This window comes from Variovorax sp. PAMC28562 (genome assembly GCF_014303735.1).
Taxonomy (GTDB): domain Bacteria; phylum Pseudomonadota; class Gammaproteobacteria; order Burkholderiales; family Burkholderiaceae_C; genus Variovorax.
Genome location: NZ_CP060296.1, coordinates 653,973 through 667,340, shown reverse-complemented (window position 1 = coordinate 667,340; position 13,368 = coordinate 653,973). Strand labels below are relative to the sequence as shown.

Annotated in this window: 16 protein-coding genes; 14 read left to right on the top strand and 2 right to left on the bottom strand. The window is 61.9% G+C overall.

Going from position 1 to position 13,368, the window contains the following annotated elements; genetic code table 11:
* Positions 1-45: 45 nt before the first annotated feature.
* Complete coding sequence (locus tag H7F36_RS03260; protein ID WP_261802484.1) at positions 46-1,920, bottom strand: ATP-binding protein; 1,875 nt, start codon at positions 1,918-1,920, stop codon at positions 46-48.
* A 65-nt stretch (positions 1,921-1,985) separates the two neighbouring features.
* On the opposite strand from H7F36_RS03260, the gene phnD reads away from it, so the two are divergent.
* The 3 genes from phnD to H7F36_RS03245 all read left to right on the top strand — a co-directional run bounded on the left by phnD (position 1,986) and on the right by H7F36_RS03245 (position 3,752).
* On the top strand, positions 1,986-3,140 hold the full coding sequence (gene phnD / locus H7F36_RS03255) for a phosphate/phosphite/phosphonate ABC transporter substrate-binding protein (protein WP_187053321.1): 1,155 nt from the start codon (positions 1,986-1,988) through the stop codon (positions 3,138-3,140).
* 2 nt (positions 3,141-3,142) lie between these two features.
* Positions 3,143-3,388, top strand: a complete 246-nt coding sequence (locus H7F36_RS03250; RefSeq protein ID WP_261802597.1) for a hypothetical protein — start codon at positions 3,143-3,145, stop codon at positions 3,386-3,388.
* Between the two features lie 115 nt (positions 3,389-3,503).
* Positions 3,504-3,752 carry a hypothetical protein gene (locus tag H7F36_RS03245; RefSeq protein ID WP_187053319.1) on the top strand — a complete coding sequence of 83 codons (249 nt, stop codon included), beginning with the start codon at positions 3,504-3,506 and terminating at the stop codon, positions 3,750-3,752.
* A 112-nt stretch (positions 3,753-3,864) separates the two neighbouring features.
* Here the strand turns inward: H7F36_RS03245 and H7F36_RS03240 are convergent, their stop codons facing one another.
* On the bottom strand, positions 3,865-4,842 hold the full coding sequence (locus tag H7F36_RS03240) for an MBL fold metallo-hydrolase (protein ID WP_187053318.1): 978 nt from the start codon (positions 4,840-4,842) through the stop codon (positions 3,865-3,867).
* A 306-nt stretch (positions 4,843-5,148) separates the two neighbouring features.
* On the opposite strand from H7F36_RS03240, the gene H7F36_RS03235 reads away from it, so the two are divergent.
* The 11 genes from H7F36_RS03235 to tssK all read left to right on the top strand — a co-directional run bounded on the left by H7F36_RS03235 (position 5,149) and on the right by tssK (position 13,348).
* Positions 5,149-5,829: a glutathione S-transferase family protein gene (locus H7F36_RS03235; protein WP_261802483.1), complete on the top strand. Its 681-nt coding sequence runs from the start codon at positions 5,149-5,151 to the stop codon at positions 5,827-5,829.
* Between the two features lie 550 nt (positions 5,830-6,379).
* Complete coding sequence (locus H7F36_RS03230) at positions 6,380-6,595, top strand: hypothetical protein (protein WP_187053317.1); 216 nt, start codon at positions 6,380-6,382, stop codon at positions 6,593-6,595.
* A gap of 155 nt (positions 6,596-6,750) precedes the next feature.
* Entirely contained in the window at positions 6,751-7,227 is a 477-nt protein-coding gene (locus tag H7F36_RS03225; protein ID WP_187053316.1) for a hypothetical protein, read from the top strand.
* Between the two features lie 107 nt (positions 7,228-7,334).
* Entirely contained in the window at positions 7,335-7,784 is a 450-nt protein-coding gene (locus H7F36_RS03220; protein ID WP_187053315.1) for a hypothetical protein, read from the top strand.
* A 93-nt stretch (positions 7,785-7,877) separates the two neighbouring features.
* Positions 7,878-8,417 (top strand): nucleotidyltransferase family protein, encoded by a 540-nt coding sequence (locus H7F36_RS03215; RefSeq protein WP_187053314.1) that lies wholly within the window; start codon positions 7,878-7,880, stop codon positions 8,415-8,417.
* 136 nt (positions 8,418-8,553) lie between these two features.
* On the top strand, positions 8,554-9,015 hold the full coding sequence (locus tag H7F36_RS03210) for a DUF4188 domain-containing protein (RefSeq protein WP_315971441.1): 462 nt from the start codon (positions 8,554-8,556) through the stop codon (positions 9,013-9,015).
* A 29-nt stretch (positions 9,016-9,044) separates the two neighbouring features.
* On the top strand, positions 9,045-9,524 hold the full coding sequence (locus H7F36_RS03205; RefSeq protein ID WP_187053312.1) for a GNAT family N-acetyltransferase: 480 nt from the start codon (positions 9,045-9,047) through the stop codon (positions 9,522-9,524).
* Positions 9,525-9,653: 129 nt separating this feature from the next.
* Entirely contained in the window at positions 9,654-10,055 is a 402-nt protein-coding gene (locus H7F36_RS03200; protein WP_261802482.1) for an MAPEG family protein, read from the top strand.
* A gap of 134 nt (positions 10,056-10,189) precedes the next feature.
* Positions 10,190-11,002: a hypothetical protein gene (locus tag H7F36_RS03195; protein ID WP_187053310.1), complete on the top strand. Its 813-nt coding sequence runs from the start codon at positions 10,190-10,192 to the stop codon at positions 11,000-11,002.
* Between the two features lie 117 nt (positions 11,003-11,119).
* Complete coding sequence (locus H7F36_RS03190; protein WP_187053309.1) at positions 11,120-11,593, top strand: GNAT family N-acetyltransferase; 474 nt, start codon at positions 11,120-11,122, stop codon at positions 11,591-11,593.
* 423 nt (positions 11,594-12,016) lie between these two features.
* Entirely contained in the window at positions 12,017-13,348 is a 1,332-nt protein-coding gene (gene tssK / locus H7F36_RS03185) for a type VI secretion system baseplate subunit TssK (protein WP_187053308.1), read from the top strand.
* Positions 13,349-13,368 lie beyond the last annotated feature (20 nt).

Sequence of the window (13,368 nt, the reverse complement as noted above, 5' to 3'; positions counted from 1 at the left end):
CCTGTCGGTCTATGCCCGATGGACTAGCGACCTGCACAACATGCTTCAGATCGTTTCGCGCACTGCCGCCAACTGCGCCGCGATGGCCTGTCGCAAGGCTCGCGGCGCCACCGGTTTGTAGAGCACCGCGACTCCGGCGGCAGCCACTTCGCGCAGCCGGTCGGGCTTGGTTTCTCCGGTAACCAGCAGCCGTGCAGTCGCCGCCCGGATGCCGCGCGGATGCCGCTCGAGCGCGGTGATGACGTCGAGCCCGTTGTCGCCACCCTGCAGCAACAAGTCGCTCACCACCACGTCGGGCGGGCTCTCCCAGCGGTCGGCCAGCGCCAGCGCCTCGGCCCGGCTTGCCGCCGCCAGCACGGTGGCACCCCAGTTGCCCAGCACCACCTGCAGACCCTCGAGGATGGTGCGCTCGTCGTCGATGACCAGCACCCGTACGCCGTGCAGATCGGCCTCTTCGTCATGCCCGCCGAGCGTGGTGCCGCCCACCGGTTGGCCCAGCGAAGCGGTGGGCGCCGCGCCGCGCACCAGCACGCGGACCGACGTGCCTTTCTTCGGCCGCGAGATCAGGTCGACCCGCGTGTTCAGCAAAGACGCCAGCCGCTGCACCGTCGCCAACCCGAGGCCCATGCCGCGCGCGCCGCGGGTCGCCTGCTTGCCTGGGTCGACTTGATAGAACTCCTCGAACACCTTCTGCTGGTGCTGCGGCGCGATGCCGATGCCGGTGTCCCACACGTCGATGCGGACGCCCTTGCCGCGTCGCCGCGCGCCGATCAGCACGCCGCCTTCGACCGTATGGCGCAGCGAGTTCGACACCAGGTTGTTGAGGATGCGCGACAGCATCACGTAGTCGCAGCGCACCCACAGGTCGGTCTTGCGCGCCACCAGTCGCAGGTTCTGCTGCTCGGCCACCGCGCGAAAGTTGCGGCTGATTTCGTCGAACAGGCGGTCCAGCGGAAAGTCGATCCACTGCGGCTGCAGCACACCGGCATCGAGTTGCGACAGGTTGAGCAGCTCCGAAAAAAGCCGGTCGAGCGAGTCGACGCATTCCTTGATGTGCTCGATGCGTTGCAGCCGCGACGGATCGGTTTCGCCGTTGGCAAGCCCGTCGGAGAACAGCGTGAGTGCGTGCAGCGGTTGCCGCAGGTCATGGCTGGCCGCGGCCAGCAAACGGGTCTTGGCCTGGCTCGCGATTTCCAGCTGCTCGTTCTTGCGCGCGAGCTCGGCGGTGGCATCGCCGATGCGGCTTTGCAGCATGCGCTGGCTTTGCACCAACGCGCTCGCCGCCTGATTGAAGCCGCGCTGAAGTCGACGCACTTCGGTCGTGCCTTCGACCGACACGCTGGCGTCTTCACCGGCGCCGAGCCGGTCGACGGCTTCACCCAGCGCCTTGATCGGTGCGCTGATGCGACGTGCCGCCCACCAGCCCGCGAGGCCCACGCCCAGCAGGCTGGCGGCCAGCACCACCAGCACGTTGAGCCATACCGCCTTGCGCACGGCGTGCACCGCGTCGAGGCTGATCTCGACCATCACCTTGCCGATGTGCGTGCCATCGTCGCCCACGATCGGCACCACGGCGCGCAGGCCTTCCCCGCGGTTGCGGTCGACGGTCTCGGAGTTGGCGACGATCTCCCCGTCCTCCGACCAGATCTGCACCTGTTGCACGTGCGGTTGCGCGATGCCGGCCTGCGCCGTGCGCAGCAAGGCCCGCCGGTCGAGGTGCGCCAGCGGCTGTTGCGCCAGCGTCGCGACCTGCAGCGCCACGGTCTGCGCATTGGCGCGCATCAGGTCGGTCACGCTCGTCAGGTGCTGACCGGTCAGCACGCCGATCGCGCCCAGCGTGGCAACCGTCGCGGGCAGCAGTGCCAGCAACACGAGCTGCTGCGCAAGGGACAGGCGGGGCAAACGCGAGAAAAACGTCACGAATCTGTGGCCGAGTTGGTATCTAATTGTGTTCCGCACAGTCCCCCTTTGAACAGCCCTAGTCGATGCAGGCCCCTGCCACAGCCGCCCCCACTGCCGCCACCACCGCCACCACCGCCCCACGCACGTCCGCATTCCCCGCCAACCGCGGCGGTGACGGTCACGTCCGCCATGCCGGTCTCGCTGGTTTCCCGGGCGCCTTGTTACGTTTTTTCGAGTTTTCGTCGGCGCTCTTGGTCAGCGGATTGCTGTCTGTGTCTTCACTGGCCGGCGCCCAGACCGCGCCGCAGCTCGATGTAGCACCCGTCCGCTTCGGGATTCTGCCTTTGGGCGGGGCCTTCGAATCCCGCAACGACTGGGAGCCGGTGCTCGCCGACCTGAGCCGCGCCATCGGTCGGCCCGTGACGGTGCTGTCCGTGACGTCGTACGAAGCGCTGGAACAGGCCATCCAGCGCAACCAGGTCGACATGGCGTTTCTCTCTGGAAAGATGGCGCTCGACGCGGTGACGCAGCGTCGCATGAAAGTGATTGCACAGGTCACACGGCACGACGGCATGCCCGGTTATCGATCGCTGTTGCTGGCGCGCAAGACCGGGCCCAAGACCTCGCTCAAGGACCTGCTCGCCACGCCCGAACAGTGGCGTCTGGCGCGCGGGGAGAGCCGTTCGGTGTCGGGCTTTATCGTGCCGCAGCTGCAGTTTTTCTTGCCGCACAACATCGCCATGGAAACGCGTTTTGCGAGTGAGCTGGTCGGCACGCACCAGGTGACGGCGCTGGCCGTCGCCAACGGCGAGGCCGATGTGGCGACCAACAACACGGCCGATTTCGAACGCTTCAAGCTGCAGTTTCCGACCGAGGCGGAGCGGCTGCAGGTGATCTGGGAATCGGATTTGATTCCGCATGCGCAGATCGTCGTGCGCCGCGACTATCCGCCTGCATTCCAGGCGAAGGTGCAAGCCTTTCTGGTCGCCTTTGGCCGCGGCAAAGGGTCGCGCAGCGACGCGGAGCGCGCCATGCTCAAGTCGCTGCACGACCTCGCTGGTTTCGTTGCAGCAGACAACGCCTCGCTTATGCCGGCCGCCAAGCTGGCCTATCAGCTCGCCCGGCAAAGCGCAATGAGCGCGCAATGGGTCAACGAAGATGCGCGTCAGGCACGCCTGCAGCGCATCGAAGCCACGTACGCCGAGCAGGTCGCCGCGCTGCGCGAAGGCGCACCTTGAGCGTGAAGGCGCTGCGGTCGTCGTTTGGCCCCAACTGCTACTGGTGCAGCCTGCCGATGGACTTCGACGAGCCCTACGGACGGCCCGAGTCGGCCACCATCGAACACCTCAACGATGCCACTCTGGGCGGCGTGCGCAAGCAGAGCCATCGGCGTCTGGCGCATGCTGTCTGCAACCAGATGCGCAATGAGTTCAAGCTGCAGGCAGAACGTCAATTCAAGCAGTGGATCGAGGCGCGGCGGAACTGAACTGCCAACGGGCACACGGGCGAACAGGCGGCGAGCTCACGCGGCGGCGGCTGACAAAGCGCTGGCCGGGGCGGTGTAACCATCTGCTTCATCCAATCAATATCCGGAGAACCCAATGAAGAAGATCCTGTTCGCGCTTGTTGCATCCGTCGCCGTCCTCAGTGCCAACGCCCAGGTCGGCAAGGCTGCCTCTGAAGCCACCGACTCGGTCCAGCACAAGATCGACGAGAAACGTGCCGACAGCGCGGCCAAGAAGAGCGGCCCGGTCGGCAAGGCGGTCAACAACGTCAAATCCGGCTATCACAAGAACCGCGCGAAGCGTTCGGCCAACAAGGCCAAGCAGTCGCTGAAGAACGCGGGCTGATGGAAGAAACGGCGGTCGGATCACCCGGCCGCCGTAGCCGCTACCGAGTCTGCAGATCGAGTGCAACTCGATCGATGCGGCGGGCGATGCTCACATCGATTCGTCGACTTCCTTAGTTCGTCGAACATCCTGCGGCGCAGGCACCGGTCGAGGTGAACTCCATCGCGATGCCAGACAACGGCACATACACCGGCACCTTGACCGCCTTGATAAATGCTTCGGTCTTGCTGCCGGGGCGCACCTTGCCGCCCACGGTGCCGACCTCGTTCGCGTGCGACGCAATGACCGATGCCGGCTTTACCAGTTCATTCATCACGAAGGCGGCCTCGGCCGGGCCGGTGGTGAAACCGTCGCCCATGTTCATGACGGCCAGCTTCGCCTTGTAGAGATCGCGCACCACGCGCTCCTGGTCTGCGGTGACACCGGTGTCGCCGGACAAGTACGCGACGAGCCCGTTGCTGAACCACAGCACGTAGCCGGTCGCCAGTCCCACGTCGCCGGCAATGCCCGCGTCTTTCATCGACTTGCCGAGCTCGCCGCCGATGTACTCCGGGTCGACGCCGTTGCTGTGCATCGCAGTCACCGTCGCGATGCGCACGCCGCCCACTGTCACGCTGCCGCCGAAGCGCGCGAGCATCGAGTTGGCAGGGTCGCCGCCGAGCGCCTTGAGCTTGGCCGCGAAGAACGGCGGCATCTCGCTGCCGGTGACGATCTTCGACTTCTTGGCGAGCGCGATGTTGACCGCGTTGGAGTTGGGCACGTCCGACACCGACATGTCGGGGCTGGCACACGTGCCTGCGTTGGGCGCCTTGTTGTGCGCGTTGCCCAGGTGGTCGCCGTGCATGTGGCTCACCAGCAGGATGTCGATCTTGCCGAGCCGCGGATCGGTGGCGCCCGCCACCGTGCGACCCGGGTCGTAGAGGATGCGCGTGCCGTTCGGGTCTTCGAAAATCAGCGCGCGGTCTTGCGCACAGAACTCGCCGTCGATGCCGCCGAGCGGCGTCACCTTGACGTTCTGCGCCAACGCGGGCGTGGCCAGCAGGGCCGACAACGCGGCAGCGGCCGCCATGAACTTGATCGATCGATTCATTGAATTTCCGGCGATTTTGAAGAAAAAGGGGAAGGGAAAAGGAACAACGAAAAACGAGTATCGCGGCATCGGGCCGTGCAATGCATGAGTCGGCGCAGTGACCTTGAACTTGACTTCGACTTCTGAAGCCCAGCGCTGCCCAATGGATGCCGGGCATCCATTGGGACGCCGCTATTTGCGTCGGCGTGGACCTGGATGAGCAGGACGCGATCGGTGCCGTTGCGCCGCATGCAGGATCGGGCACGCCGCTCGCAAAGAGTCACGGGAAATAATCGGCCACAAGCCGCCGTTTGGGTCGCATCATTCGTGGCGAAAACTTCCGCCATGCAAAGGAGAACTATGCTGAAAGTCTACGGATTCGGACGCGTCAACTCGGCCGCCCGCGGCCACACCCGCGACCTGCGGGTTCTGTGGGCACTCGAAGAAATGCAGATGCCCTTCGAGCTCATCGGCATGGATCATCCTGCGCATGAACTCAACACCGATGCCTACCGCAAACTGAACCCGTTCGAGCAGCTTCCGGCGATCGATGACGACGGGGTCGTGCTGACCGAATCGGCGGCGATTCTGATCTACCTTGCGAAGAAGGCGAACAAGTTGATTCCAAGTGATCCCGCGGGCGAGGCGCAGGTCATCCGCTGGTGCTTGGCAGCAATGAACTCGATCGAGCTACCGCTGATGAGCGTCCTCTACATCGACTGGACTGCCGACGGCGGCGCAGGCGCGGCCAAGCCCAGGCAGTTCATGGCGGGCTGGGCTCAACGCTTGTTCACCGGACTGGAGCGCTGGCTCAAGGGCCGTGAATTCGTGGCCACCGACAATTTCACGGTGGCCGACATCCTCATGTCGCATGTGCTCTCGGAGGTCAGAGATGAACGGCTGCTGGAGCCATTCGAGAACATCCGGAGCTATCGCGACCGTTGCGTGTCTCGGGCCGCATGGCGGCGAACGATGGAGAAGTATCTGGCTCGGGTGGAAGCGGGCTGAAATTGGCAGCGCGGCCGTCGAAGCCGATGGCAATTCTTCGTGTCTCCGCGGGAGCTGGTCTCAAGGTCTGCTTTTGAGACGACGCTATGTCGGGTGAAGGTCCGAATGTTCCGGCGATCCTGTGGCGGGATTCGGGCCACAACCGGTCGTACGCCACGGTTGCTCAATCCTGAAGCCAAGCGGCCGGCAAGGTGTTGATTCTCAGCCGCTACATTCAGCAACCTGCCACGAACCTCTTACCGATGATGAGATCACTGCCCGGTTTTTTGCATGAGGTTTGGGAATATCGCGACGAGGGAGGCGACGAGCTCTGGGCGTGCATTGCGTTTGGTCCAGCGGGCGACGCCGCCAGAACGTTTGAAGGCGGACTTGGCTCCTGCATATTGGTTTTTTGGGCGGATAGCCGCTTCGAAGCGATGAGCTGGTACCACGACTTTTTGGGCCGAGAGCAATACACGTCTGAAGATCCGTGGGATGTCACCCGTTACCCGTCTGACTGGTACGCAACCCAAGAAGCTTTCGCGAGATCTCAGGCCTGCATGTCTCCGCTTTGAACATTGCTTTCATAGATGAGGTCTACGAACGCGGGATCGACGAAGCTGCTCTGAACAGCGCGCTTGAGGCGATGTGGAAACGCCGAGTGGTCAAAGCACAGGCTATGGGTATCCACGGTCAGCTCTTCTACGAACTCGACGAAAAAAAGACGTTCTATCCGTCGAGGCGCGACGAAGAAGCGGAGAACCCGGGCGGATACCGCCTTCGGTAACCAGATCCCGTGGCAGCATCCGGGCCAGGAGCGGTCGCTTGGCACGCTCTCCTGATTTTGATTTGAGCGGCACGTTGGTCGACATCCATCGACGGATAGAGTCGAACAACCATGGTCACAACCTCTCTTTTGTTTTCGGTAGCACGGGCTGAGCCGTGAGCTTCGTCGCCAGCGAGGCCATCAAGCGCGAGGCCATGGCTGAATGCATCAAGCTTTGCAAGTACGTTCTCGATACGTTCAGCCTACAACTGGACTGGACGGATCAGAGCATCGAGAAGATAGAAGAGCTTTTGGACTTCTTCCACCGGGAGGCTCAGAAGGACAAGCCGACCGAGGCGGACGTGGCAAAGTTTTCCAAGGGATTTGGCAGCTACATCGGCGAGGTCTACCGGCGCAATCATGGCGCCAGCTGGGGCACCGTGACTCTAGGCAATGAAAGCTTTTCCGGCATGCGCGCCGTAGGCAGTGGCGTCGAATTTTGGCCTTGGGGTCGCGCACAGCAGCGGATTTTGGATGGTCCAACCGCAAACGTTTGGGACTACTACCAAGAGCTCCTCCGAAGAGGCGCGACAACTGCGGAGCCGTCCGCCTCAGCCGAGCCTTGGTGGCGACGTCTATTCAAACATTCTTAGTCGGCAATCGGGCCAGGAGCGGTCATACATCATGCTGCCTCGTTTTCCTCCAGTGATAGCGCTAGGCGTTCTAATCTCAACGCTAAAGTGGGCCGAGGCCCCCCGACATGTCACCCCAAGAACTAACCCTTGAATTTCATACGGCGCTCAGGGCGTTGTTGCCTTCCCTCATCAAAGTCGGTGCGGTTCAAAGCGATGAGCAGGCGTATCCCGACGAACTGGACGCGATTGTTGAACCGCTTTGGCGATCCATGGTGTGCAGCACGCTCGGCTACGGTATTGGCTTGGATCGGGCGCTGAACTTGCCGCGTTATGGCTTCAGCCGTGACAACGGTCGGACTGAAGCAGTGATGATTGCAACCGGCACCTCGGCGGGCGACGGACGCTTCGTGCAGTTCATCGGCGATCGAACGTTCGGGAATGATCAACTGAACGCGATGGACATCCAGCGTGAGGACGGTTCCATCGTCAGGGTGCCGTTCTCAGCGAATGTTCGGTTTAGCTTGTCGCACAGCACGAATTGGCTGCGGGCGGTGCACACGGTAGCCGGCGCCTAACGGCCAGAAGCGGTCCTTCCGTGCGCCTGCCGGGATCAAGATCGAATCATGACTTTCACTTCGCAGCTGCACCTTGAACGACGCCTTGCTGGCATGGTGGCCTCGTCGAATGAGCTGATGGCCGCGCTCGATGCAGCGCGTCTCCTGGGGCTGCAGTCGTGGTGCATCGGCGCAGGCGCTGTCCGCTCATTGGTTTGGGATGCTCTGCACGGCTTTGAGCGCCGTACGGTTGTGGAAGACATGGACCTCGTCTACTTCGACGCGGACGCTGAGCCGGAGAACGATGTCGAGTTGGAGAAGCGGCTTCGCTCAGCAATGCCAGAAGTGCGCTGGGAGGTGACGAATCAGGCTGGCGTGCACCGATGGTTCGCCCGTGACTTAGGACAAGCAGTGCCGCCGATCAATTCACTCGCAGATGGCATTGCGACGTGGCCGGAGTTTGCAACTTGCGTTGGCGTGTTTTTGAACTGGGATGAGTCGCTGGGCGTCGTCGCCCCGCATGGACTCGATGATCTTTTCAATCTGCGCGTCCGTCACAACCCGCTCAGAGCGAGCGTTGAGATCTATAGGCAGCGCATAGAAGGCAAGCGCTTCGCCGAGCGCTGGCCTTTGCTTTCGATCAGCATGGGCTAAGGGCAGAATGCGGGCCAGAAGTTGCCGTTCGTGGACTTCGGTTATCGGAAGGGAAAGCAGCCTCACAGTAGAGCTCTCGACGACGCGAGAAGCGCTACACGACACCGGAGAAAACATCATGATTCGATGTGAACGGATGACCGCAGACCTGGAAGGTGACTTCGTTGTGTTCATGATCGGCGTGCGGATCAATGCACCTCTTAAGATTCATAAGTGGCTCCCGGTGATCCGCGCGATGCCTCGCATGCTCGTCGAGCTTCATCGTCAGCCGGAGCTCGGCTTTATCCATGCCGAGATGTGGTTCGCGCGCACGACGATCATGGTTCAGTACTGGCGGTCGATGGAACAGCTCATGGCTTATGCGAAGTTGCGAACCGCCGAGCATCTCCCCGCGTGGAAAGCCTTCAACAAGACCATCGGAACGGATGGATCGGTCGGAATTTGGCATGAAACTTACTCTGCGACTTCGGGAAGCTACGAAAACGTATACGTCAACATGCCAGCTTTCGGCCTAGGTCGCGCAGGCAATCTAAGGGCGGCGACAGGGGGAAGACAGACAGCCTCTGGCAGACTGGATGCTGCGGGGAAAGACGTTTGACGCGCCAGTAGCCGACATTCGAGGTGCCGATGAAAGTCCAAGTCCAGCCCGCGGCCGAAGACGATGCAGCTGATGCTTGCAATGTCATTCGAAATTCAATCCTGGAATGTTGCGACGACGATCACCGCGGCGATGCCAAGGTGCTCGAAGCATGGTTGTGCAACAAAACGCCGGACTTCGTGCTTGGACTTATCCGCGCACCCAACGCGTTTTCGGTGGTCGCCACAGTTGACGGTAAAACGGTCGGGTTCGGGGCTGCCTCGGCAACCGGTGAAATCACGCTCTGCTACGTCGCGCCCTCCGTCCGGTTCAGGGGGGTGGGCAAGGCGCTGCTTGCAGCTATTGAAGACCACGCGGCTCGGGCGGGCGTCGAGGCACTGCGCCTAGAAAGTACCCGCACGGCTCGAACGTTCTACCTCCGCAACGGATTCGCATCTGAAGGACCCCCGGTTCTTTCATTCGGCATCGAGGGTCAGCCCATGCGAAAGCAGCTCAGGTCGAGAGGCTAAAACGCACCGGCCCCGGAAGGCAGAATGCGGGCCAGAAGCGGACTTTTGCGCGCCGCAGCCCGACAGGTCGCCACCGCAGGGTATTCTGCGGACTTCGTTGAATCCTGAGGAGATGGAACCATGCCGAGCATGTCTGCATTCGTCCTGACCAGCTTCATCGCTTGGTCGCTGATTCTGCTTGTCCTCATGGAAGCTCTTCGTACCCGACTGGTCATGCAAAGGGCGGTTGCGGCGAATGAGTTCCGGCCCGACAACTCGAATCTGTCACCGTTCATGCAACGGCTCAGCAGAGCGCACGCCAACTGCCTCGAGGGCATCCCTGTATTTGGCGGCCTCTTGCTTATCGCTTTGGCTACCAACCGAACCAGCGTGACCGATGGGCTCGCGCCCTGGTTTTTAATCGCTCGCGTGTTCCAGTCGAGCGTCCATCTGTCGTCATTGAGCGTGCCCGCGGTCAATGCTCGATTTCTTGCGTTTCTGGCGCAGATTGGTATTGGGGCGTATTGGGTGTGGGCTTTGCTCGTCGCATAGCCGCCTGCGCCGTGCCAGCCACAGACGGCAAGCGGGCCAGAACCGGTCGTTCGTAACGGTCACCAGTTTTCGACCCGCTCTTTAAAGCGCCGTAAAGAGCGATCAACACATAAGAACGCTCACCAGATGTTCCAATGAGTCATCCTATTTTTCTGAATAGTTCGCCCTATTTGCGCATGCCTGATGGCGCTGTGAACGAGTGGCGAGCTTACTGGTTGCGCCAAGGTCCGGAACTTGAGTCCAACGCCACATTTCCTTTGCTGTGGTGCGCTCTCTTTTCGCCGAAGGACCTGAAATGGGCGAGCAGGGTGGACGACGAGGATCTTGATTCTGAAGGGCGCGAAGAGCTGCTGTCCTTCGGAGAAGCGGTCTACCCCTATCTCGTCACATCTGTCGATGATGCGTTGACCTCGCTCACCGCACGCCGAGCGGCACTGCTCAAATTACTTGGCGCGCGCTATGAGCCAATCATTGATGCGTTTGCCGCCTTGATCAGGACCCGATTTTTACCTTTTGTTTTGCTCCGCACGTCCGGCTTGCCCGATGTCGAGGATGCAGGTCCTCAGTTGGAGCGAATGCTCCGTGACTGGGACGATCTTGAATCAACGTCAGATCTGAACAAAGCAAACTCGGTTTCATCCGCGGTCGATTGTTTTCACCGCTACTCAAGTCAAGATGCCATTCGCCTGCTGACCGGATCGAGCACACAAGACGGCTGGCCGTCAGACGGCTTGGCAATGCAATTTCCGAGACTGCCAGCGTCGCGAGCTGGCAAAGCTTCGGGCAAAAAAAATGCAAGGCGCCGCTTGCCCAAATGGTTGGCGGAATGGATAGCTCCAGTCGTGTTGGGCATCTCGACCGTTGCTGCCTATCTATACACGCAGTCCTGGTGGGTATCCGCCGGCAGCTTTGTGATCATCGCGTTCGCTTTCGTATGGACCTTGTAACCTTCCCCCAGTGCAGCCGAACTCAACGAGCTTACTGCTATGACTGAAATCGGCCAGAACCGGTCGTTCGCATCACGACGCTGACTCGCTTCAAGTTTTAACGTTCACGGAGACTTTATGGAGATTCGACGGTTCAGGCTTGGCGATGAAGCTGCTTTGTTCCGCGTGTACTTCACAGCTATACATAGGGTCGCTTCCCGCGACCACTCATCACAGCAGGTCGAGGCTTGGGCTCCAAAAGACCTTGACGTGGACCTGTGGACAAGGCGAGTCCGAGGGATTCGACCTTTCGTGGTCGAACTCGGCGGCGAGATAGTTGGCTACGCCGATGTTCAGCAGAATGGCTACATCGATCACTTCTTCGTGTCGGGTGCCCATCCACGGCAAGGCATTGGGGCACGGCTGATGGCTCGTCTCCATGAGGAGGCCGCGACCCTTAATTTGACCGAGCTAACGTCAGATGTGAGCCTGACTGCCGAGCCGTTCTTTACCGTTCACGGATTTCAGGTTCTTGAGCGGCGATATCCGACGCTTCGGGGTGTGACCATCCCGAATGCCTTCATGCGCAAGGCGCTTGCGCAGGGCGGCTGATCGACTGCTTTGGGCACTCTGGCGCGGCTGCCGGTTGGCAGGATGCGGGCCGAGGCTGTGTGAAAACGTTCATGGGCGACGTTTCTGGAGGTGCTCGAACTATTCCTCGCCATCAGATCGTGCGTTGTAGGCCGATCTGATCGGTCGGTTGCTGAGCCGGCCGGCAATTTCTTGGCATGGCGCGTGTTTTCATACAGCCTCGGCCCAAAGCAGTCACACGCTCCAACCGTTCATTAGTGCCCGCCTGCCGCCACCCCATGCGCACTAAACCATAAGCCCGCACACCCAATCGACGAAGGCCTTCTAGGCCCTTCGACTTAGACCCAACGCCCCCGTCTAGGCCGTTAGGTGGATTTGCCGTTCACCCTCTGCGCCGGAAACTAGATGTTTCTTTCTGGCACCCCTGCCATTGACGGAGCGCGGATGAGTTGGCGAACAAAAGTGGTTTGGAGCGAGGGGATGCTGCTGCAGCCTCAGCACCTGCAGCAAAGCGAGCGCCACGCCGACCATGCGCGGCATGTGCTCCTGCGCACCACGACCCCTCATGCATGGGGCTTCGCTGAAATCGAAATCGACCAGGCCGCGCTCACCCTCGGCAAGCTCGCGCTGGTACGTGCCGTCGGCGTTTTCGGCGACGGCACGGTGTTCGACATGCCGGCCGTTGATCCGCTGCCCGATCCCATCGACATCCCGCCGACGATGCGCGACGATGCCGTCGTGCTCGCCTTGCCACTGCGCCGCGCCGGTGCCCGAGAAGCCGATGCCGAAGGCTACGACGACCTGGTGCGGCATCGTGTGCTCGAGTCCGAAGTGCCCGACTCCAACACCGCCGGCGAGCGTACCGCCATGCTGCAACTCGGTCAGCTCCACACGCGCCTGATGCGCGCCGGTGAGACGACCGATGCGTGGACCACCGTCAACGTCGCCCGGGTGGTCGAGCGGCGTGTCGACAACCAGGTTCAGCTCGATCGCAACCTGCTGCCGCCGCTGCTCGATGTGGCTGGCCACGCGGTGATCCGCTCGTGGCTTGACGAATTGCTCGGCCTGTTGCGCCAACGCGGCGAGGCTCTCGCTGGCCGCATGACGCAAGGCGGCACTGGCGGCGTGTCCGAGATCGCCGACTTCATGCTGCTGCAAACAGTGAACCGCAACGAGGCGGTGTTCGCGCATCTGGCAAAGAGCGCGATGCTGCATCCGCAGCGCTTCTTCGAGCATGCACTGGCGCTGGCCGGTGACCTCGCGACGTTCCGCGATTCGCGTCGGGTCGCGCGCTTCGGTCCCTACATCCACGACGACCTCGCACTCACATTTCGCCCGGTCATGGACGACCTGCGGCGCAGCCTGTCGATGGTGCTCGAACAGTCGGCCATTCGCATCGAGCTGCACGACCGCAAGCATGGCGTGCGCGTCGCCGTCATTCCCGATGTGGAGCTGCAGCGCAATGCGACCTTCGTGCTCGCGGTCAACGCGCAGATGCCGAGCGAGGCCTTGCGCGCGCGCTTTCCGACGCAGGTCAAGATCGGTCCGGTCGAGCGCATTCGCGATCTGGTCAACCTTGCGCTGCCCGGCGTCACGCTCATGCCGATGCCGGTCGCGCCGCGGCAGATTCCGTTTCACTCGGGCGCCAACTACTTCGAGCTCGAAACGCGCAACAGCGACCTGTGGCGCCAGCTCGAAGCATCGGGTGGCGTGGCGATGCACATCGCCGGCGACTTCCCCGGCCTGGATCTGGCGTTCTGGGCGATCAGGTCCTGACGCGCCCGTGGGAAAAGCAC